Origin of the sequence: Erwinia sp. OLFS4 (assembly GCF_002752165.1) — a bacterium.
Classification (GTDB): Bacteria; Pseudomonadota; Gammaproteobacteria; order Enterobacterales; family Enterobacteriaceae; genus Izhakiella.
The window spans coordinates 42,734-63,148 of sequence record NZ_MOMB01000056.1 but is presented as its reverse complement, the minus strand read 5'-3'; the positions used below and the strand labels follow the sequence as shown (position 1 = coordinate 63,148).

The window sequence follows — 20,415 nt, the reverse complement described above, 5'->3', positions numbered from 1 at the left end:
TAAGCGTAAGTGAGTTGAAACACGCGGTGGCAGTCACGGCAGCGAAATCTGTCATAGCCTTTAGGGTTCTGACCATGGCGGTAAACCTGAACAGACTGACAACGGGGACAATGAACGTTAACGCTGGCCATAAGAGAACCTCAAAAGCCCGCATTATACATCAGATTCAACCAATTAGAGGCATCACCGAAACCTGAAACGTATTGAAAGTGATATAACCGGTTATCGCGCGCCCACTCTTTGTCATTAAACGCTGAGCCAGTCAATGTCGCTACAGAAACTGACGGGTACACAAGCCGGTGAGGATGTCTTTATAATGCGACAAAACGTCTATTTATCATAGCTGATTTTTCCTAATTTTCCGCCGTCCTTACTGTTTTTTTACTTTCAGATTGCCTGCATTCATATTAGTTCATTTGTTTGTAATAGCTGGAAACACTTTTGCGCTGCCAGTTTCACGCTGAGAATAATATTATTAATGTTATGTTATAACATTTAATGGTTTTGTGATGCAGATTTTACCCTCCGAGGTCAGTTTACTGACGCTGTCGGCCGCGCTACGAAGCGCTATTGTATTGTTGCCAGTGGTGGCGCTGCTGCTTATTTGCTGGTGGGCCATTCAGGTATGATTACCTTTAATCAGCTTCGGGTTGGCTATCGCGGTAAAGCCGTTACGCCGGCGATTAACGGCACGCTGGCCTGCGGTTCAATGACTGCCCTGGTTGGTGCAAATGGCAGCGGCAAATCCACACTATTAAAAACCCTTGCTGGTGCCATTCCCCCTGTGAGTGGCTCAATCAGTCGTCCCAACCCCGCAATGCGTTTTGCCTGGCTGCCGCAACAGGCCGACATTGAAAAACAGTTTCCGATCTCGGTTTTCGATATTGTCGCCATGGGGTGCTGGCCGCGCACCGGCTGGCTGCGTGCTGTTTCGCGTCAGCAGCGAAATGAAATAATGCAGGCGCTGGAGACTGTCGGTATGGCCGATTTTGCGAAAGCGCAACCTGGTACCCTTTCTGGTGGCCAGCTTCAGCGGGTTCTGTTTGCCCGCATGTTAATGCAGCAGGCACAGTTGCTGTTGCTGGATGAACCCTTTAGCGGTATTGATGAGAAAACGGTTACTCTGCTGCTGTCGTTGCTGCATCAACGTCATCAGGCCGGTTGTACGCTGGTGGTGGTGTTGCACGATTCGCAAACCGTAGCACGCCATTTTATGCAGGTATTACGCATTGGTGCAGAAACGGTGAGCTGGGAAAAAGGCGAGGCCACGGTGGTCCCTTTGCCTGTGACTCGTCGCGGGGGAACCTCATGTTAATGCCTGTCATTCAGCCGTTAATGGAATTTGGTTTTATGCGCCGGGCATTAGTGGCCTGCCTGGCATTGTCTGTCAGTTCCACCCCACTCGGGCTGTTTCTTTCACTTCGGCGGATGAGCCTGGTGGGAGATGCTTTATCTCATGCGGTCTTACCTGGTGCTGCCTTAGGTTATCTGATTTCCGGTTTGTCACTGGTGGCGATGGGCATTGGTGGCGTTATTGCCGGGCTGGCTGTTGCATTACTGTCCGGTGCGGTCAGCCGCTTTACACCCTTACGCGAAGATGCCAGTTTTGCCGGTTTCTATCTTGGCTCGCTGGCACTTGGCGTGACCCTCGTTTCGCTGAAAGGCTCAAGCGTTGACCTGCTGCATGTGCTGTTCGGTTCACTGCTGGCGGTGGACAACCCGTCATTGATACTGGTCTGCCTGATTGCCTGTGCCACGCTGATAGTTATGGCGCTGATTTATCGTCCGCTGGTTATTGATGCTTTTGACCCGGGTTTTCTGCGGACACAGAACCGTTGGAGCTCGCCACTGGTGCACGGCATTTTTCTGCTGCTGGTGGTGATTAATCTGGTGGCTGGTTTTCAGGTATTAGGCACATTGATGTCTGTCGGATTAATGATGCTGCCTGCAGCCAGTGCCCGTTTCTGGAGTCAGCATCTCTGCTGGCAGATTGGCTGCGCCGTGCTGCTGGCGATTCTGGCAACCTTCATCGGTCTGTCACTGTCATTTTATCTTTCATTACCGGCCGGGCCGGCGGTGGTACTGAGTGCGGCCGGCCTGTTCTTTATTTCGATTTTACTGGGGCCGTGCGGCGGTTTGTTGATTCGCCGCTCTGCCGTTTTCATGGCAAAGGAGTCAAAATGAAAAAGTTACCCCTGGCGCTGGCCGTTGCCGCGTTAAGTTTTACTGCTGTAGTGCAGGCAAAAAATATTGATGCGGTCGCCAGTTTTTCTGTGCTCGGTGATATCGTCAAGCAGGTAGGTGGAGAACATGTCACGGTAAAAACCCTGGTAGGCCCCGATGGCGATCCCCATACATTCGAACCGACGCCACAGGATGGTATTGCGTTGTCAAAGGCCAATGTTGTTTTTGTCAGTGGATTAGGTATGGAAGGCTGGATGGATCGCCTGATAAGCGCTTCCGGTTATCAGGGAAAAGTGGTAGTGGCATCCAGCGGGGTGGTCAGTCGCTCGATGGAAGAAGACGGCAAGCAGATAACCGATCCCCACGCCTGGAATAGCATGAAAAACGGCGTAATTTATGCGCAAAACGTCATGAATGCACTGGTGACAGCCGATCCGGAGGACGCCGCTTATTTCCGCCAGCACGGTGCGGCCTATATCGAAAAATTACGTAAGCTCGACAGCTGGGCGCAGCAGACTTTTAAAGCCATTCCGGCGGCGAAGCGCAAAGTACTGACCAGCCATGACGCTTTCGGTTACTTTGGCCAGCGCTATGGGGTAACTTTCCTGTCACCGGTTGGTTTTTCAACCGAAGCGGAAGCCAGTGCTGGTGATGTGGCAAAACTTATTCAGCAGCTGAAGCAGGAAAAGATTCATACCTATTTTATTGAAAATCAGACTGACCCGCGACTGGTAAAACAAATTGCTACTGCCAGCGGAGCGAAACCAGGTGGTGAGCTTTATCCTGAAGCATTGAGTAAGCAAGGCGGCGAAGCGGCAACCTATACTCAGGCTTTTACGCATAACGTTAAGGTGCTGGCCGCCAGCATGAAGTAATACGATGCCGCCGTTATACCGGCGGTATGCTGACCGGAAAAAGCCAGCCGGTCAGCGTTTTTTTATGCCAAATCGTCGGCAGACGGTTCGGAAATGACCTGAATTTTCAACCATAAAAAAGGCGAATCGTATTACGATTCGCCAGCCGTCACTTCCTTCTGAAGATTATCCCTCAGCGTTTTTTCTTTCTTCCCTGAACCGCTTTAAAGCGCGGGTTACTTTTGCAAATGACATACACACGTCCATGACGACGTACTACCTTGCAATCCTGATGCCGCTGTTTAGCTGCGCGGAGTGAACTCAATACCTGCATGATTTAATCCTTACTGACGTTTTGCTGAAAAGCCAGCAAAGCGCTGGTTAAAGCGGGCCGCACGTCCTTCACGCGTCAGGTCTTTCTGTTTGCCGGTGTAATAGACATGCGAGGCAGAAGAGACATCCAGCGTGACGTAAGGATAAGTTTCCCCATCCAGTTCGATTGTGCGGGTGGTTCTGATTGTCGATCCCACTTTGAAATATGCATCGGCCGACGTGTCATGAAACACCACGGTGCGGTATTCGGGATGAATGCCTGCTTTCATAATGATCGTTCCTGTATGTTATAACATAACAATAATTATGGCGCTTTTGTTCGTCAGCAGCAACCCTTCAGCGGTTAAAAAAGCAAAAAAAAGAGGCCGCTGACAGGCGGCCTCCCGGTTGATGATACCCGCTGATTTACGGATGGTGGCTGATGTTGTGACTTTGTTCCAGCTCGGATTTATGCCGTGAGAAGCGGCGGCGAACCACGACGAAGAATACTGGCACAAAGAAGATAGCCAGTACTGTTGCAGTGACCATCCCGCCCATTACACCGGTACCCACCGCATTTTGTGCGCCGGAACCTGCACCGGTGCTAATGGCCAGTGGTAGCACGCCAAGAATAAAGGCCAGTGAAGTCATCAGAATCGGGCGTAAACGCATACGTACCGCTTCCAGCGTTGCTTCCACCAGACCTTTTCCTTCAATTTCCATCTGATCTTTGGCAAATTCGACGATCAGAATCGCATTTTTCGCCGAGAGTCCGATTGTGGTTAACAGGCCGACGAGGAAGTAAACGTCATTGCTCAGTCCACGCAGAGTGGTCGCAATCAGCGCGCCAATAACCCCTAACGGAACCACCAGCATAACTGCAAAAGGAATCGACCAGCTTTCATACAGTGCTGCCAGGCAGAGGAATACCACCACCAGTGACACGGCAATCAGCGCCGGAGCCTGGCTGCCGGAAAGGCGTTCCTGATAAGACATGCCGGTCCAGTCAAAGCCAATACCTTCAGGTAACTGGCGCGCCAGCTGCTCCATCAGATCCATCGCTTCACCGGAGCTTTTTCCTGCCGCAGGCTGGCCGAGGATTTCCATGGAAGGCAGGCCGTTATAGCGTTCAAGACGGGGCGAACCGTAAATCCACTTACCGGTGGCAAAAGCGCTAATCGGTACCATTGACCCGTTACTGGCACGTACAAACCAGTTGTCCACGTCGCCTGGTAACATACGATACTGGGCCTGGCCCATTACATAGACTTTCTTCACGCGTCCGCGGTCAATAAAGTCATTGATATAGCTGCCGCCCCAGGCGGTGCCGAGCGTGGTATTAATATCGCTTAGCGAAACGCCCAGCGCCAGCGCCTTCTCCTGATCGATAGTCAGCTTATACTGCGGCGTATTTTCCAGACCATTGGGGCGTACACCCACGAGGGTGTCCGGATGCTGGGCAACCATACCGAGTAACTGATTTCGTGCTTGCGTTAGTTTATCGTGACCGAGGTTGGCCTGATCGATAAGTTCAAAGTCGAAACCCGTTGCGTTGCCTAACTCAATAATTGCCGGCAGGTTAAACGGAATCACCATGGCGTCTTTAATCTGGCTCAGCGCCTTCATGGCACGGGCGGCAATGGCAGGGACTTTATTTTCGCTGCCGGTGCGCTCATCCCAGGGTTTGAGACTCATAAAGGCGATACCGGTGTTTTGCCCGCGTCCGGCAAAGCCGAAGCCGTTAACAGTAAAGACTGACTTAACGTTATCTTTCTCTTTGGTCAGGAAGTACTGGGTCATCTGATCAAGCACTTTCTGCGTACGTTCCTGCGTTGCCCCGGCAGGCAGCTGCGCCTGGGCCAGTAACAATCCCTGATCTTCTTCCGGCAGAAAAGATGAAGGTAGTTTAATAAACAGATACCCCATACCGACTACAATCAGCAGATAGATGATTAAATAGCGACCGGTACTGCGAATAATATGGCCTACGCTGTCAGTGTAGTGATGCGTGCTTTTTTCAAAAACCCGGTTAAACCAGCCAAAAAAGCCGGTGGTTTTGCCATGGCTGCCTTTCTCCATCGGTTTGAGGATGGTGGCACAAAGGGCGGGTGTCAGAATCAACGCAACGATAACCGACAGAATCATCGCTGAGACAATGGTAATGGAAAACTGACGATAAATGACGCCGGTTGAACCACCAAAGAAAGCCATTGGAATAAATACGGCGGAAAGAACCAGCGCTATCCCGACCAGCGCGCCCTGGATCTGTCCCATTGATTTGCGCGTCGCCTCTTTCGGAGGCAGCCCCTCTTCTGACATCACGCGCTCGACGTTTTCAACCACGACAATGGCATCATCCACCAGCAGGCCGATGGCCAGCACCATGCCGAACATCGTCAGAGTATTGATTGAGTAGCCGAAGGCGCTGATGATGGCAAAGGTTCCCAGCAGCACTACCGGCACGGCAATGGTGGGGATGATTGTCGCACGAAAACTTTGTAAAAACAGATACATGACTAAAAACACCAGCAGAATTGCTTCCGCAAGGGTTTTCACCACTTCATTAATAGAGATTTTAATAAAGGGGGTGGTGTCATACGGGTAAACCACCTTCAGTCCGGCAGGGAAGAAGGGTTCAAGCTTAGCCAGCGTTGCTTTTACTGCATCAGCCGTGTTGAGTGCGTTGGCACCGGTTGCCAGTTTAATCCCGATTCCGGAAGCCGGCTGACCGTTAAAGCGGGCAATGACCTCGTAGTTCTCACCGCCCAGCTCAATCTTCGCGACATCGCGCAACAAGACGCGTGAGCCGTCACTGTTGACCTTCAGCAGTATTTTTCCAAACTCATCGGTGGATGTCAGGCGTGTCTGCGCAATAATAGAGGCGTTAAGCTGCTGGCCAGGCGCGGGCGGTGTTCCCCCCAGCTGACCGGCGGCAATTTGCGTATTTTGCGTTTTCAATGCACTGATAATATCCACCGGGGTCAGCTGATAATCATTGAGCTTGTGCGGATCTAACCAGATGCGCATTGCATATTGCGCGCCGAAAATCTGGGTATCACCGACACCCAGCGTACGGCTGATGGGGTCTTTGATATTGGCGGCAACGTAGTCAGCAATGTCGTTCTGGTTCATGGTGCCGTTAGTATTGATAAAACCGGCCACCATCAGAAAGCTGCTGGATGATTTCTGTACCTGAATACCCTGCTGCTGTACTTCCTGCGGCAACAGCGGCATTGCCAGTTGCAGTTTGTTCTGAACCTGCACCTGAGCAATATCCGGGTCGGTGCCGGATTCAAAGGTTAACGTGAGCTGCAGCGTACCGGAAGAATCGCTGTTTGACGACATATACATCAGTCCGTCAATACCATTCATATTCTGTTCGATAACCTGCGTGACGGAATCCTGCAGTGTTTTCGCGTCGGCACCAGGATAGGATGCACGAATCTGCACCGCCGGCGGAGCAACTTCTGGATATTGCTCTATCGGCAGTTTCAGAATCGATAGCGTCCCCGTCAACATAATGATGATGGCGATAACCCAGGCAAATATGGGGCGATCGATAAAAAACTTAGCCATGGATCAAAGGCTCCTTTAAGGCTTATTTATTCTGTTCAGACTGAGCCTGAGAAGGTGTGCTCTGGTTTTTCGCATTCTGGTCGTTGACTTCCTGGGGCGTAACAGGCACACCTGGCTTCACGCGTTGCAATCCGGTCACAATAACGCGATCGCCTGATTTAAGCCCGTCGGTCACCAGCCATTTGTCGCCAATAGCCTGCGGTGCATCAATTGTGCGTAGTTCAACTTTGTTGTCGGCACCGACAACCAGGGTTGTGGCCTGGCCGGCTGGGGTGCGAGTGACGGCCTGTTGGGGCACCAGGAGCGCGTCCGGATTAGTCCCTTCTTCCAGACGAGCGCGGACAAACATGCCCGGTAGCAGACTGCCGTCAGGATTGGGGAAAATAGCGCGTAGCGTAATGGATCCGGTGGTTTGGTCGACCGTGACATCGGAGAATTCCAGCGTCCCGGTTTGTGAATACAAGGTACCGTCCTGACTAATCAATCTTACCTGTGCTTTACCGGCAACCTGCTTGAGCTTTCCTTGTTGTAACTCGTTACGCAGACGCTGAAAATCTTCGCTGGGCTGCGTGACGTCAACATATATTGGATTTAGCTGCTGTACCGTCGCCAGAGCGGTGGTCTGGCCGCTGCTCACCAGCGCACCTTCCGTTACCGTTGATTTACCGATACGGCCGCTGATAGGCGAAGTGACTTTGGTATAGGCCAGATTGATCCGGGCAGTTTCAACGGAAGCTGCCGCAGTTTTTACTGCGGCGGCAGTCTGGGCCGCATTACCGACCGCAGTGTCATAATCCTGCTGGCTGAGGTATTTGGTTTTGACCAGTGACTTGTAACGGTTAAGGGTCATTGCCGCGACTTTGGCATTTGCCTGCGCCTGCGCCAGTTCGCCTTTTGCACTGTCATACGCAGCCTGATAGGGCGCCGGATCTATCTGATAGAGTGACTCGCCGGCCTTAATTTCGCTACCTTCAACAAAATTACGCTTAAGAATAATGCCGGAAACCTGAGGGCGAACTTCGGCTATACGGAACGGTGAGGTGCGACCAGGAAGGTCAGTAGTAATGGTCATTGGCGTGCTTTTTAGCGTGACAACGCCCACTTCCGGCGCCTGTTGCTGGTTGGCCTGCTGACCATTTTTGTTATCGCAACCTGTCAGCACAAGGCCGCCAGAGAGCATCAGAACGACCGCCAGAGGCGAAATCCTTCTGCTTTTATTCATAAATAAACCTCGAATGTCCAATATCGAATATTTCGTTCAATGGGCGCGAGAAACCGTAAAACCCATTGCTGCGTTCAAGTTATTGTCGTGCTATGATACAAACATTCGCAAATGTATGTAAATCAGCCCGCTTGTAAAGACCTTCTGTATGGCACGAAAAACCAAAGAACAAGCACTTGTTACAAAAAATCAAATTATAGATGCCGCGATTGGTCGTTTTTCCGCATTCGGCGTTTCTGCCACATCACTTGCCGATATTGCTAAAGCGGCAGGTGTAACGCGTGGCGCTATTTACTGGCACTTCAAAAATAAAACGGATTTATTAAATGAAATTCTGGCGCAATCTGAATCCGGTCTTGAAGACTTAGAACATGAGTATCGATTAAAATATCCGGCAGATCCACTGTCTATTCTGCGGGAAATGCTGGTTTATGTGCTTCAGGCAACGGCTTGTGATGCGCGCCGGCGATCGCTTTCGGAAATTATTTTCCATAAATGCGAATTTGTCGGCGAAATGAAAACGTTACAACTTATGCAACAGAATCTCTACCTGGAATGTTACGAGAAAATTGAAGATGTATTACGTGAGTGTATTGCTGCAGGACAGCTGCCGCCAGCACTGATGACCCGCCAGGCAGCAATTATTATTCGCGCCTATATGACCGGTCTGATGGAAAACTGGCTGTTTATGCCAGAGAGTTTTAACCTTGCACAGGAAGCATCACAGCTGGTTTCCACCCTGATTGACACCCTGCAGTACAGCCCTGGCTTGTCTCACTCTTCTGTTAGCGTGTCCTGACCTGGTAGCAGCTTTTTCTGATAATCGCGTTTGACTATTTCCAGCGCGGCAAGCACCGTCTGGCTATCAATCTGGTTCTCTTCTAAAATCATAATTAAATCCACCGCCAGTTTGAGTTCAGGCGGCGCATTTTCCAGCGTCATGACTCCTCCTGATAAAACAGTTATTGCGGTTGCTAACCGCTGCGGGGCGCACGCTTTCTGCGTCACTAATCATGGCTTTCGCGAGACTCAATGCGGCGCTCAATGTTTTTTAACGCCTGGCGACAGCGTTGTAAGCGCCCTTCCAGTGCAGCAATTTCTCGCTGAACCAGCGGAGCATTGGGCTGAACGCCGGATTCCAGCTGTCTTTCCCGATCGGCAATCATACTTTGCAGGCGTCGTTCATATTCCTGATGTTCAGCCAGTTTCTCATAAAGCGTTTTACCCGTGTCGGCTTGTGCAGGTTCTGTTTTGCGCAACGTCTGGGTGGCCAGCTCGCGTTCAAGGGCGGTGATTTGTAACACCAGACGCTCGGCATACCAGGCTACCTGTTCACTGCGTTGGTGCGTCACCGCCTGACGCAGCTGCGCCATATTGCGATCGGCTTCCTGCAAGCAGTCTGCTAATCTGACACTCTGGCTGTGAAATAACTGATTGTCAAAACGCGCCCGGGCACTGCGTTGCTGTGCAACAGGTGTCAGCCGTTCTGCCAGTTCCGTCAGCCGGGCCTGTAGCTGCGTCAGCAGCCGGGCACTTTTCATAATGTTTCCTGTGAATGAGCGGAAGACTGACAGTGAGCATAACAGCTACGCGCGACAAAGAACTATTTTATGCTGATCGACCAGCAGGCTGCAAAGTATCGAGCGTCTGCTGTGTTGATTTATACTGCGGCTAACGGTAATAAAACACGATAAAGATCAAGTCTGGTGGCTGTTATCCGGTTGCAATTAGCCGGTGTTTTGCATAGATTTAGAGGTTTTCGTGCGTGGCTTCTCCCGGCTCAAACAGACGGGGCGCCGTCTTTGATTTCACGGCGGAGACGAAAGCGACGCGAGTCAGATTCGGTTTTTACCAGGCGTATTATTATGACTGCTACTGCTGAGCAGATTAAGTATCTCGAAAATAGCATTAAAAGCATTGCCGATTATCCCAAACCGGGCATCCTGTTTCGTGATGTCACCAGCCTGCTGGAAGATCCGAAAGCCTTTGCACTTAGCGTTGAATTGCTGGTGGCGCGTTACCGTAATAAAGGCATCACTAAAGTCGTGGGAACCGAAGCGCGGGGATTTCTGTTTGGTGCTCCGGTGGCGCTGGGGCTGGGTGTCGGCTTTGTTCCGGTGCGTAAACCTGGAAAACTGCCACGTAAGACGCTGAGCGAAAGTTATGAACTGGAATACGGTCGCGATGCACTGGAGTTACATGAAGACGCTATTCAGGCCACTGACCGGGTGCTGGTTATTGACGATCTGCTGGCCACTGGCGGCACTATTGAAGCCACGGTAAAACTGATTCGCCGGGCGGGTGGTGAGGTGCATGATGCTGCGTTCGTGATTAATCTTTTCGACCTGAGCGGTGAAAGCCGGCTGAAAGCCATTGGCGTCGAGAGCTACAGCCTGGTCAATTTTCCTGGACATTGAGCCAGGATAACAGCCTCGCTGTCAGGGCGGGGCTGTGTTAGCATTACCTACCGGTAAACTCAATATCCCCCACAAACTCATGAGCTATCAGGTACTTGCCCGCAAGTGGCGACCACAAGCGTTTTCCGAAGTCGTCGGACAGCAACATGTGCTGACCGCGCTGGCTAATGGCCTGTCGCTGGGTCGCATTCACCATGCCTGGCTGTTTTCCGGCACGCGTGGCGTCGGTAAAACCACTATTGCCCGCCTGCTGGCGAAAGGGCTGAACTGCGAAAGCGGTATTACCGCGACGCCGTGCGGGCAGTGTGATAACTGTCGCGAAATTGAGCAGGGCCGCTTTGTTGATCTTATCGAGATTGATGCCGCTTCACGCACCAAAGTAGAAGACACTCGCGACTTACTGGATAACGTACAGTATGCGCCGGCGCGCGGCCGCTTCAAAGTTTATCTGATAGACGAAGTGCATATGCTTTCGCGTCATAGCTTCAATGCGCTGCTAAAAACGCTGGAAGAGCCGCCGGCGCACGTAAAATTTTTACTGGCCACCACCGACCCGCAAAAACTGCCGGTGACTATTCTCTCACGCTGTTTGCAATTTCATCTGAAGGCGCTGGAACCGGAACAAATTCGCCAGCAGCTGGTACATGTGCTGGACCAGGAGAAAATCAGCGTTGAACCCCGAGCATTGCAACTGCTGGCCCGCGCGGCTGATGGCAGTATGCGCGACGCACTGAGTCTGACCGATCAGGCTATTGCGATGGGACAGGGGACCATTAGCACACAAACGGTCAGTGTCATGCTGGGGACGCTGGATGACGAACAGCCGCTGGCGTTGATTGAGGCGCTGGTAAACGCGGATGGCCAGGCCATGATGTCACAGCTGTCAGCCGCTGCCAGCCGCGGAGTGACCTGGGATGCTTTACTGGTCGACATGCTGGCATTGTTTCATCGCATTGCGATGACCCAGCTTTTGCCCGGTGGGCAGAGTGATGAATCTCCGAATGACGCGCGGCTGAGTGAACTGGCGCGAACGCTGCCACCCGCCGAATTGCAACTTTATTATCAGACATTGCTGGTGGGGCGTAAAGAGCTAGCCTATGCGCCAGACCCGCGAATGGGTGTGGAAATGACGCTGCTGCGTGCGCTGGCATTCCATCCTTCGCAGACCATTACCGAACCGGCGGCGGCACGGCCGCTGATGACCCCGCAGGCAAAGCCACAGCCGGTGGCTACCGCTGAGCCAACCGTTGCTGTACCTGCGCCAGCGCCAGCGGTTGATGCCCCTTCTGCTCCAGATGTGGCAGCTGAACTGCCTGACAGCACCAGCCAGCTACTGAAAGCCCGACGCCAGTTACAGCAGCGGGGAGAAAATAAAGTAAAAAAGAGTGAGCCGGCGGCGCAAAGTGCGCAGCCGGTGAGTCCGGTACTGGCACGGTTGGCGGCCGCGACTGAACGGGGACAGAAACGCCAGTCAGGGGTGAAGGAGGCGGCAGCAGCGCCAGCAAAAAAAGAAGCATATCGCTGGAAGGCCCAGGCGAAACCGCAGGTAACGCCAGAAGCGGTGACGACACCGAAAGCTTTGCGTACTGCCCTTGAGCATGAAAAAACCCCGGAGCTGACCGTTCAGCTGGCGCAGGAGGCTCAGCAGCGTGATGACTGGGCGCGGCTGATTGCTCAGCTTAACCTGCCAAAGCTGGTAGAGCAGCTGGCGCTGAACGCCTGGAAAGAAGAGTCGGCGGGTGAGGTGTGCCTGCATCTTCGCAGCAGCCAGCGTCACCTTAATTCTGCTGCGGCACAGCAAACGCTGAGTGAGGCGCTCAGTCAGCATGCCGGTTGTCCTCTTGAACTGAAGATTGTGTCAGATGATAATCCAGCGCAGAAAACGCCGCTGGAGTGGCGTCAGACAATTTATGAAGAAAAGCTGACGCAGGCGCGTCAGTCGATTCGTGCGGATAACCATATTCAGACTCTTTGCCGTCTTTTTGACGCCGACGTTGATGATGAGAGTATTCGCCCCGTATAACGAGCCGCGCGCATACTGTGATGCGGTCTGATCTGAGAGAGAAAACTATGTTTGGTGGTAAAGGCGGTCTGGGCAACCTGATGAAGCAGGCCCAACAGATGCAGGATAAAATGGCCAAAGTTCAGGAAGAGATCGCCGCACTGGAAGTGACCGGCGAATCCGGTGCTGGTCTGGTGAAAGTCACGATTAATGGCGCACATAATTGCCGCCGGGTGGAGATTGATCCCAGCCTGCTGGAAGATGATAAAGATATGCTGGAAGACCTGGTGGCGGCGGCTTTTAACGATGCAGCACGGCGTATTGATGAAGCGCAAAAAGAGAAAATGGCTTCTGTTTCCTCCGGTATGCAGCTGCCGCCGGGCTTTAAGATGCCATTCTGATGCAAACCAGCCCGCTTCTTGAATCACTGATGGAGGCGCTGCGTTGTCTGCCGGGTGTCGGACCCAAATCGGCACAGCGCATGGCGTTTCAGCTGTTGCAACGCGATCGTAGCGGTGGCATGCGGCTGGCGCAGGCGCTGACGCGGGCGATGTCGGAGATTGGCCACTGTGCTGATTGCCGCACGTTTACCGAACAGGACGTTTGCGCAATCTGCGCCAATCCCCGTCGTCAGCATAATGGCCAGATCTGCGTAGTGGAAAGTCCGGCAGATATTCATGCTATCGAACAAACCGGCCAGTTTGCCGGACGTTACTTTGTGCTGATGGGACATCTGTCACCGCTGGACGGTATCGGGCCGGATGATATTGGCCTCGATCGCCTTGAACAGCGGCTGGCACAGGAAACGTTGTCCGAAGTTATCCTGGCGACAAACCCGACGGTTGAAGGTGAGGCGACCGCTAACTATATTGCCGGATTGTGCAGTCAGTACGGTGTGGATGCCAGTCGTATTGCTCACGGTGTACCGGTCGGGGGCGAGCTGGAAATGGTTGACGGAACCACGCTTTCTCACTCGCTGGCCGGTCGTCAGAAGATGAAGTTCTGAGCAGTCGGGGGGCATGTTTACCTGACCCCCTTGAAAATTTTCTCTCTAACCCCATCTGTAACCTCAACGTTTGTAATAACCTGATTTTAGTTGAGGTAACAATGACCATGAAAGGACAAGAGACCCGTGGCTTCCAGTCAGAGGTAAAGCAACTTTTACATCTGATGATCCACTCTCTGTATTCAAATAAAGAAATATTCCTGCGTGAACTCATCTCTAATGCCTCAGATGCTGCCGATAAGCTGCGTTTCCGGGCACTTTCCAGCGCCGAACTGTATGAAGGTGATGGCGATTTGCGGGTGCGGGTGTCGGTGGATAAAGAGAAACGTACTCTGACTCTGAGCGATAACGGTATCGGGATGAGTCGTGAGGAAGTCATTGAAAACCTCGGCACCATTGCTAAATCTGGTACAAAAGCTTTTCTTGAGTCTCTTGGCTCAGATCAGGCGAAAGACAGCCAACTGATCGGTCAGTTTGGCGTTGGTTTTTACTCTGCGTTTATCGTAGCCGATAAGGTGACAGTCAGAACCCGTGCCGCCGGTGCCAGCGCTGACGCCGGAGTCTTCTGGGAATCAGCCGGTGAGGGCGAATACACTCTGGCCGATATTACCAAGGCCGATCGTGGTACGGAAATTACTCTGCATCTGCGTGAAGGTGAAGATGAATTCCTCGACAGCTGGCGCGTGCGCAACATCATCAGCAAATACTCTGACCATATCGCTTTGCCGGTGGAAATTGAGCAACAGGATGAAGAGAGCGAAACCACCAGCTGGGAGAAGATTAACAAGGCTCAGGCGCTGTGGACGCGCAACAAATCTGACATCAGCGATGACGAATATAAAGAGTTTTATAAACACATTGCCCATGATTTCAGTGATCCGCTGGTCTGGAGTCACAACCGGGTTGAAGGTAAACAGGAATATACCAGCCTGCTCTATATTCCCGCCCAGGCGCCCTGGGATATGTGGAACCGCGAGCATAAACACGGACTGAAACTTTACGTACAGCGCGTATTTATTATGGATGACGCAGAAGTCTTTATGCCGAATTACCTGCGTTTTGTCCGTGGATTAATTGACTCCAGCGATCTGCCGCTGAACGTGTCACGCGAGCTGTTACAGGACAGCCGGCTGACGCAAAATTTGCGTGGTTCTCTGACCCGACGCGTCCTGCAAATGCTGGAAAAAGTGGCAAAAGAGGACAATGAAAAGTATCAGACTTTCTGGCAGCAGTTTGGTCTGGTACTGAAAGAAGGACCGGCGGAAGATTCGGCCAACGCGGAGGCGATTGCCAGACTGCTGCGCTTTGCTTCGACCAGCAGTGATGGCGCGGCGCAGACCGTTTCTTTGCAAGACTATGTCAGCCGCATGGTGGAAGGGCAGGAGAAAATTTACTTTATTACCGCCGACAGCTATGCGGCGGCGAAAAGCAGCCCGCATCTGGAACTGTTCCGCAAAAAAGGGATTGAGGTTCTGCTGCTTTCCGATCGCATTGATGAATGGATGATGAGCTATCTGACGGAATTTGACGGTAAAGCGTTCCAGTCGGTCAGCAAAGCGGATGAGTCGCTCAGTAAGCTGGCGGACGAAGAAAGCAGCGAGACGCAAAAAGAAGCGGAAAAAGCGCTGGAGCCATTTGTTGAGCGGGTGAAAACCTTGCTGGCAGAGCGGGTTAAAGAGGTGCGTCTGACCCATCGTCTGACCGATACACCGGCCGTTGTCACTACGGATGCCAATGAAATCAGTACGCAGATGGCGAAGCTGTTTGCTGCCGCAGGCCAGGCGGCGCCGGAAGTGAAGTACATTTTTGAAATTAACCCGGAACATGCTCTGGTGAAACGCATTGCCGATACCCAGGACGAAACGCGTTTCGCCGAGTGGATCGACCTGCTGTTGGATCAGGCGCTGTTTGCTGAGCGCGGTACGCTGGAAGATCCTAACCAGTTTATCCGGCGGATGAACCAGCTGTTGCTGGCATAACCGGCAAGCCCTGTGATGGCCAGGATGTTCAGTCAGATTGCTGGCTGACGCCTGGCCATCAATCCCCGCCTGATGTGAATGAGGCATCTGCCGCGCGCCTCAATACGGTTGCCGTCCCGCTGTCATTCCGTCACCTGCCTCAAGCTGCCCGCGCTGCGCAAAACCAATAAACCCCGTACAAGGCCGTAACGGCTGCTATTTTCACCGACGATTCGACTTAAAATACGGTAGAGAAACCATTGTGTTATTACCGGCTATGATGGCAGGTCAGCCAGTCGGACTGGCAATCACTGGCATTGCGTTTTTGGCCGGTTTTTAAGCGGTCAGCTTTGCTTTCAGGCAATTTTTTTACCTGGCAAAGTGACTTTGTCTTGCCAGTATTGTAAAAGTCCATTATTACCATTAGTAGTAACCTTGTTGGTTACTGGCACAGAAGATAAGGAAATTACGTGAGAACCGGATGTCAGCTTCCCTGTACCATCGTGCCAGAGTTAATTTTTTCGCGAAATTGTCATGACACTGCGCTATCTGCATGAGTGAGCCAATTGAAAGACATTGCGGTATTGTCATTCCGGCTTGAGGGGTTTCATGGCGATCAATTTTATAAGCGAGCACTTATGTTGAGAGACGAACTTCGTGACGCGTTGTCACGTATTTATAAGCTGGATGACTACGATATCTTCTTTGTGCAGTCGGTACGTGTCGGATTGGTTATTCTGTCGCATTTATTTCATAAGCAGGAAACCACCTTGTGTCTGGCGAAACATGCCCATTTCCAGCCGGCAAGCGCCTTGTTTAACGCACCGGGACATATTACTGGTCCGGGTAGCGTACGCATTATTACCCATGTCGATCCCTGTACCGGAGAAGTGCACAGCCTGAAAGACAGCAGGGGTAAGGGAGTGGTTGATGCATCACACAGTTTTGCCACCAATCTGCACGGTGAATTAATTCGTGACAGTTCGGTGTTTGTTGCCCCGTTGCATGAACACGCATCACTGGCGGCCGGACTGGCTATCATTGCCCTGCGTCCGGCGCATTTCAGCACGTTATTGCGCAGCGAGCTGCGCCTGTTTGAAGCGTCAACATCAGCAGACAAACCGCTGAAAGAGGCGCTTGCATATATCCACAGTGATGAATGGAAACCGTATAACGTCGCTCAGGTTAAACCGGTCAAAATGCTTAATATTGGCGGCATGACCTTCACTTCTATCAGCGATCCAAACCTGCCATTTAGCTGTTTTGAAGTTCCACCGCTAAGCGAAGAGCTTCAACAGCAGGTGAAAATCGCCGGCGCCAGCTATTTTCCGCAATCGCACACCCTCCGTTTGTCCTGTCGGGTAGGTGGTGACGGGCGTAAAACCGTCGATATGACTGACAGGATCCAGCAACAGCTCTCCCGGCTGTGGCGTCAGCGTCAGTAACCCTGGCGGCTTTACGCGGATAGTAGCGCGCTGCCTGCTAGCGCTGGCGATACGTCAGCGGTAAGGGCTGGCAGCTTGCCTTTATTGTTAAAGCCATCGCCGATGTCCGCCAGCAAAATTACGATAACACCGGCGGTTGTCTGCTTGTTCCGTCTGTCAGCGATCATCGGCGTGGCTCAATAGCGCGGCTACGACGCCAGCGCTTCCTTGTCGGGCGGGTGCCTTAATGATATGTTCATCATCTTCAGGTTTGATTTATTAAGCAATTCGTAAGGGGATTTACGCAATGCGTATTATTCTGCTCGGTGCACCGGGCGCAGGTAAGGGGACTCAGGCGCATTTCATCATGGAGAAATACGGCATTCCGCAAATATCCACCGGTGACATGTTGCGCGCTGCTGTTAAAGCGGGGTCAACGCTCGGTCAGCAGGCTAAAGCACTGATGGACGCAGGTAAGCTGGTCACCGATGAACTGGTGATTGCGCTGGTCAAGGAACGTATTGCTCAGGATGACTGTCGCAAAGGTTTTTTGCTGGATGGTTTTCCGCGCACCATCCCCCAGGCTGATGCGATGAAAGAAGCCGGTATTCATGTTGATTACGTGCTTGAGTTTGCTGTCCCGGACGAGCTGATTGTGGAACGTATTGTCGGTCGTCGGGTACATGCACCTTCCGGTCGTGTTTATCACATCAGGTTTAATCCGCCGAAAGTTGAAGGGAAAGACGACGTGACCGGCGAAGCGCTGACCATCCGTAAAGATGATGAAGAAGCAACGGTACGTAAACGTCTGGTTGAATATCATCAGCTGACGGCGCTATTAATCACCTATTACGGCGCCCTCGCTGCCGAGGGCAAGACCGCTTACCACAAAATTGATGGTACCCGGCCGGTGAAAGATGTCAGTGCTGAACTGACTACCATCCTCGGCTAAGGCTGTTTCAGGGCCGGGTTTCTTTCCGGCCCTCCTGTCACAATAATCGGTTTTACCCACGCTGTTTTTCGCTACAATATACTGCTGATTCTGATGTACATCTGTCACGACAGGACGATGTTGCCCCCGGCTGAGTAAGGAATAATCATGCGCCATGAAAAAGCAGGTATCCTGCTGGCTAATCTGGGAACGCCGGATGCGCCGACTTCCGCTGCGGTTAAACGCTATCTGAAAGAATTTCTCAGCGACAGGCGGGTGGTGGATACGCCGCGCTGGCTGTGGTGGCCAATTCTGAACGGCGCAATTTTGCCACTGCGCTCACCGCGGGTTGCAAAATTATATGCGTCGGTCTGGATGGCGGAAGGCTCGCCGCTAATGGTATGGAGCCAGCGGCAGCGTGCCGCACTGGAAGCCCGGTTGCAGCTACCGGTGGCCCTGGGCATGAACTACGGCAATCCCAGTATGAAATCGGCACTGGATAGTCTGATGGCGCAAGGGGTGACGCGACTGATTATTCTGCCGCTGTATCCGCAGTTTTCCTGTTCAACCGTTGCTGCGGTCTGGGATTGTGTCACGCGGGTCTTTGCCGGGTATCGCTCGCTACCGGAAGTGCATTTTATCCGCGATTATGCCACCGATCCTGGCTATATTGCCGCGCTGAAAGCCTCCGTATTGCGTGCATTTGCACGCAATGGCAAACCCGATTTACTGGTGATGTCTTTTCACGGCATCCCGCAACGCTTTGCCGATGAAGGGGATGATTATCCGCTGCGCTGCCGGGCGACATTTCAGGCACTGACTGCGGCATTGGGGCTGAATGAAAGCGAAGCCATTCTGACCTTCCAGTCGCGTTTCGGCCGGGAGCCCTGGCTGACGCCTTATACTGATGAGACTATGCGCCAGCTGCCGGCACAAGGGGTCAGACATGTTCAGGTTATCAGTCCGGGATTTTCTGCCGACTGCCTGGAAACCCTTGAAGAGATCAGCGAACAGAACCGTGACTTTTTCCTTGAAGCCGGGGGGACGCGCTTTGATTATATTCCGGCGCTTAATGATGACGCGGAACATATCGCAATGATGGCCGGTCTGGTAAGTCCCTGGCTTAAGCTGGCGGGCTGCTGAACCTGCCCGCCGGCGCCGAAGATCCGTGGCTTGTGATGTGCTATTATCGCCAGCCTGTTTTACCTTCAGTCGATAAAAGATGAAATTTCCCGGCAAGCGCAAATCCAAACACTATTTTCCTGTCAACGCCCGCGACCCGCTGATCCAGCCGGTTCAGCCTGAAACTGAAACCGGCAGCAGCTGGGTGACCGGCATCGATCAGACGCTGGTGGATATTGAAGCAAAGGTGGATGATGAATTTATCACCCGCTACGGCCTGAGCCGGGGCCACTCGCTGGTGATTGAGGATAAGGTCGCTGAGGCGCTGTATGCCGAGCTGATGCGTCATAATCTTATCACCCATCAGTTTGCCGGCGGCACGATTGGCAATACGCTGCATAATTATTCGGTGCTGGCTGATGACCGATCGGTTTTGCTTGGCACCATGTGCCGCAATATACAGATTGGCGGCTATGCCTATCGTTATCTCTGTAATACGTCCAGCCGTACTGACCTTAATTATCTGCAAGGGGTGGAGGGGCCTATTGGCCGCTGTTTTACCCTGATTGGCGACAATGGTGAACGAACCTTTGCCATCAGTCCGGGGATGATGAATCAGCTGCGCCCGGAGAATATTCCTGAAGCGGTGATTAAGGGCGCATCCGCGCTGGTACTGACCTCTTATCTGGTGCGCTGTAAACCTGGCGAACCGATGCCTGCTGCCACAATGCAGGCCATTGAATATGCCCATCAGCATGATGTACCGGTAGTGCTGACGCTGGGCACAAAATATGTGATTGCCGATAATCCAACTTTCTGGCGTGATTTTCTGCGCGATCATGTTGCGGTTGTGGCGATGAATGAAGAAGAAGCCGAAGCCCTGACCGGTATCAGTGACCCCTTGCAGGCTTGTGATAAGGTTCTCGAGTGGGTTGACCTGGCACTTTGTACTGCCGGGCCTTCGGGGCTTTTTATGGCCGGTTATACCGAAGAGGCAGCGAAACGTAAAACCAACCATCCGTTACTGCCCGGGGTGATTCCTGAATTTAATCAGTATGAGTTTAGCCGCGCCCAGCGCCGCCAGGACTGCCAGCATCCGCTACGTATCTATTCGCATATTGCCCCTTATATGGGCGGCCCGGAAAAGATCATGAATACCAACGGTGCCGGTGATGGTGCGCTGGCGGCGCTGTTGCATGATATCACTGCCAATGATTATCATCGCCAGAACGTACCGAATTCCAGTAAACATAGCCGGCGTTGCCTGACGTATTCCTCACTGGCGCAGTTGTGTAAATATGCCAATCGTGTCAGTTATCAGGTGCTCAATCAGCATTCGCCCCGTCTGACACGAGGCCTGCCGGAGCGCGAAGATAGTCTGGAGGAAGCTTACTGGGAGCGCTAGCT

20 protein-coding genes and 1 other annotated feature are annotated in these 20,415 nt (G+C 52.5%); of the genes, 13 read left to right on the top strand and 7 right to left on the bottom strand.

The features are described from left to right. The coding region (locus tag BL249_RS14315; RefSeq protein WP_342633895.1) for an IS1 family transposase at window positions 1-131 on the bottom strand (131 nt) is incomplete at its 3' end. Window positions 132-625: 494 nt separating this feature from the next. On the opposite strand from BL249_RS14315, the gene BL249_RS14310 reads away from it, so the two are divergent. Genes BL249_RS14310 through BL249_RS14300 form a run of 3 tightly spaced genes read left to right on the top strand, consistent with a single transcriptional unit; the run spans window position 626 to window position 3,059 of the window. Continuing rightward, window positions 626-1,315 carry a metal ABC transporter ATP-binding protein gene (locus BL249_RS14310; protein ID WP_099705555.1) on the top strand — a complete coding sequence of 230 codons (690 nt, stop codon included), beginning with the start codon at window positions 626-628 and terminating at the stop codon, window positions 1,313-1,315. Beyond that, complete coding sequence (locus tag BL249_RS14305) at window positions 1,315-2,184, top strand: metal ABC transporter permease (protein ID WP_099705616.1); 870 nt, start codon at window positions 1,315-1,317, stop codon at window positions 2,182-2,184. The genes BL249_RS14310 and BL249_RS14305 overlap by 1 nt, the downstream gene beginning before the upstream one ends. Continuing rightward, window positions 2,181-3,059 carry a metal ABC transporter solute-binding protein, Zn/Mn family gene (locus BL249_RS14300; RefSeq protein ID WP_099705556.1) on the top strand — a complete coding sequence of 293 codons (879 nt, stop codon included), beginning with the start codon at window positions 2,181-2,183 and terminating at the stop codon, window positions 3,057-3,059. The genes BL249_RS14305 and BL249_RS14300 overlap by 4 nt, the downstream gene beginning before the upstream one ends. A 172-nt stretch (window positions 3,060-3,231) precedes the next feature. Here BL249_RS14300 and ykgO read toward each other — a convergent pair whose 3' ends face one another. The 4 genes from ykgO to BL249_RS14280 form a co-directional block, all read right to left on the bottom strand. Then, on the bottom strand, window positions 3,232-3,372 hold the full coding sequence (gene ykgO, locus BL249_RS14295) for a type B 50S ribosomal protein L36 (protein WP_099705557.1): 141 nt from the start codon (window positions 3,370-3,372) through the stop codon (window positions 3,232-3,234). A gap of 10 nt (window positions 3,373-3,382) precedes the next feature. Then, window positions 3,383-3,640, bottom strand: a complete 258-nt coding sequence (locus BL249_RS14290; RefSeq protein WP_099705558.1) for a type B 50S ribosomal protein L31 — start codon at window positions 3,638-3,640, stop codon at window positions 3,383-3,385. A gap of 136 nt (window positions 3,641-3,776) precedes the next feature. Continuing rightward, window positions 3,777-6,926: a multidrug efflux RND transporter permease subunit AcrB gene (locus BL249_RS14285; RefSeq protein WP_099705559.1), complete on the bottom strand. Its 3,150-nt coding sequence runs from the start codon at window positions 6,924-6,926 to the stop codon at window positions 3,777-3,779. Between the two features lie 22 nt (window positions 6,927-6,948). Beyond that, window positions 6,949-8,148, bottom strand: coding sequence for an efflux RND transporter periplasmic adaptor subunit (locus tag BL249_RS14280; RefSeq protein WP_099705560.1), 1,200 nt, complete (start codon window positions 8,146-8,148; stop codon window positions 6,949-6,951). Between the two features lie 148 nt (window positions 8,149-8,296). Between BL249_RS14280 and acrR the strand changes: the two genes are divergently transcribed. After that, on the top strand, window positions 8,297-8,947 hold the full coding sequence (gene acrR / locus BL249_RS14275) for a multidrug efflux transporter transcriptional repressor AcrR (RefSeq protein ID WP_099705561.1): 651 nt from the start codon (window positions 8,297-8,299) through the stop codon (window positions 8,945-8,947). On the opposite strand, the gene rsmS is transcribed toward acrR, so the two are convergent. Then, a complete protein-coding gene (rsmS, locus tag BL249_RS14270; protein WP_099705562.1) occupies window positions 8,923-9,090 on the bottom strand; it encodes a pleiotropic regulatory protein RsmS in 168 nt (55 codons plus the stop codon). The genes acrR and rsmS overlap by 25 nt on opposite strands. A 65-nt stretch (window positions 9,091-9,155) precedes the next feature. Beyond that, window positions 9,156-9,689, bottom strand: a complete 534-nt coding sequence (gene priC / locus BL249_RS14265; protein WP_099705563.1) for a primosomal replication protein PriC — start codon at window positions 9,687-9,689, stop codon at window positions 9,156-9,158. Window positions 9,690-10,013: 324 nt separating this feature from the next. Here priC and apt point away from each other — a divergent pair, with 324 nt between their 5' ends. From apt to BL249_RS14220, 9 genes are all read left to right on the top strand, one after another. After that, window positions 10,014-10,565, top strand: coding sequence for an adenine phosphoribosyltransferase (apt, locus tag BL249_RS14260; RefSeq protein WP_099705564.1), 552 nt, complete (start codon window positions 10,014-10,016; stop codon window positions 10,563-10,565). Between the two features lie 79 nt (window positions 10,566-10,644). Beyond that, complete coding sequence (dnaX, locus tag BL249_RS14255; protein WP_099705565.1) at window positions 10,645-12,588, top strand: DNA polymerase III subunit gamma/tau; 1,944 nt, start codon at window positions 10,645-10,647, stop codon at window positions 12,586-12,588. Further along, window positions 11,924-11,985 (top strand) — a sequence feature (DnaX frameshifting element). It overlaps the preceding gene by 62 nt. 47 nt (window positions 12,589-12,635) lie before the next feature. Beyond that, on the top strand, window positions 12,636-12,968 hold the full coding sequence (locus BL249_RS14250) for a YbaB/EbfC family nucleoid-associated protein (RefSeq protein WP_078004499.1): 333 nt from the start codon (window positions 12,636-12,638) through the stop codon (window positions 12,966-12,968). After that, entirely contained in the window at window positions 12,968-13,573 is a 606-nt protein-coding gene (gene recR, locus BL249_RS14245) for a recombination mediator RecR (protein WP_099705566.1), read from the top strand. The genes BL249_RS14250 and recR overlap by 1 nt, the downstream gene beginning before the upstream one ends. A 107-nt stretch (window positions 13,574-13,680) precedes the next feature. Next, entirely contained in the window at window positions 13,681-15,552 is a 1,872-nt protein-coding gene (htpG, locus tag BL249_RS14240; RefSeq protein WP_199073484.1) for a molecular chaperone HtpG, read from the top strand. 536 nt (window positions 15,553-16,088) lie between these two features. Then, window positions 16,089-16,976 (top strand): DUF6024 family protein, encoded by an 888-nt coding sequence (locus BL249_RS14235; protein WP_241898892.1) that lies wholly within the window; start codon window positions 16,089-16,091, stop codon window positions 16,974-16,976. 286 nt (window positions 16,977-17,262) lie between these two features. Beyond that, a complete protein-coding gene (adk, locus tag BL249_RS14230) occupies window positions 17,263-17,907 on the top strand; it encodes an adenylate kinase (RefSeq protein ID WP_099705569.1) in 645 nt (214 codons plus the stop codon). A 147-nt stretch (window positions 17,908-18,054) separates the two neighbouring features. Then, entirely contained in the window at window positions 18,055-19,029 is a 975-nt protein-coding gene (gene hemH / locus BL249_RS14225; RefSeq protein WP_099705570.1) for a ferrochelatase, read from the top strand. A 79-nt stretch (window positions 19,030-19,108) separates the two neighbouring features. Continuing rightward, a complete protein-coding gene (locus BL249_RS14220; RefSeq protein ID WP_099705571.1) occupies window positions 19,109-20,413 on the top strand; it encodes an inosine/guanosine kinase in 1,305 nt (434 codons plus the stop codon). Window positions 20,414-20,415 lie beyond the last annotated feature (2 nt).

Bases quoted from the DNA above. Each gene is read 5' to 3' on its own strand.
- BL249_RS14310 (WP_099705555.1), top strand. From the start codon at position 626: ATGATTACCTTTAATCAGCTTCGGGTTGGCTATCGCGGTAAAGCCGTT.
- BL249_RS14305 (WP_099705616.1), top strand. From the start codon at position 1,315: ATGCCTGTCATTCAGCCGTTAATGGAATTTGGTTTTATGCGCCGGGCA.
- BL249_RS14300 (WP_099705556.1), top strand. From the start codon at position 2,181: ATGAAAAAGTTACCCCTGGCGCTGGCCGTTGCCGCGTTAAGTTTTACT.
- ykgO (WP_099705557.1), bottom strand. From the start codon at position 3,372: ATGCAGGTATTGAGTTCACTCCGCGCAGCTAAACAGCGGCATCAGGAT.
- BL249_RS14290 (WP_099705558.1), bottom strand. From the start codon at position 3,640: ATGAAAGCAGGCATTCATCCCGAATACCGCACCGTGGTGTTTCATGAC.
- BL249_RS14285 (WP_099705559.1), bottom strand. From the start codon at position 6,926: ATGGCTAAGTTTTTTATCGATCGCCCCATATTTGCCTGGGTTATCGCC.
- BL249_RS14280 (WP_099705560.1), bottom strand. From the start codon at position 8,148: ATGAATAAAAGCAGAAGGATTTCGCCTCTGGCGGTCGTTCTGATGCTC.
- acrR (WP_099705561.1), top strand. From the start codon at position 8,297: ATGGCACGAAAAACCAAAGAACAAGCACTTGTTACAAAAAATCAAATT.
- rsmS (WP_099705562.1), bottom strand. From the start codon at position 9,090: ATGACGCTGGAAAATGCGCCGCCTGAACTCAAACTGGCGGTGGATTTA.
- priC (WP_099705563.1), bottom strand. From the start codon at position 9,689: ATGAAAAGTGCCCGGCTGCTGACGCAGCTACAGGCCCGGCTGACGGAA.
- apt (WP_099705564.1), top strand. From the start codon at position 10,014: ATGACTGCTACTGCTGAGCAGATTAAGTATCTCGAAAATAGCATTAAA.
- dnaX (WP_099705565.1), top strand. From the start codon at position 10,645: ATGAGCTATCAGGTACTTGCCCGCAAGTGGCGACCACAAGCGTTTTCC.
- BL249_RS14250 (WP_078004499.1), top strand. From the start codon at position 12,636: ATGTTTGGTGGTAAAGGCGGTCTGGGCAACCTGATGAAGCAGGCCCAA.
- recR (WP_099705566.1), top strand. From the start codon at position 12,968: ATGCAAACCAGCCCGCTTCTTGAATCACTGATGGAGGCGCTGCGTTGT.
- htpG (WP_199073484.1), top strand. From the start codon at position 13,681: ATGAAAGGACAAGAGACCCGTGGCTTCCAGTCAGAGGTAAAGCAACTT.
- adk (WP_099705569.1), top strand. From the start codon at position 17,263: ATGCGTATTATTCTGCTCGGTGCACCGGGCGCAGGTAAGGGGACTCAG.
- hemH (WP_099705570.1), top strand. From the start codon at position 18,055: ATGCGCCATGAAAAAGCAGGTATCCTGCTGGCTAATCTGGGAACGCCG.
- BL249_RS14220 (WP_099705571.1), top strand. From the start codon at position 19,109: ATGAAATTTCCCGGCAAGCGCAAATCCAAACACTATTTTCCTGTCAAC.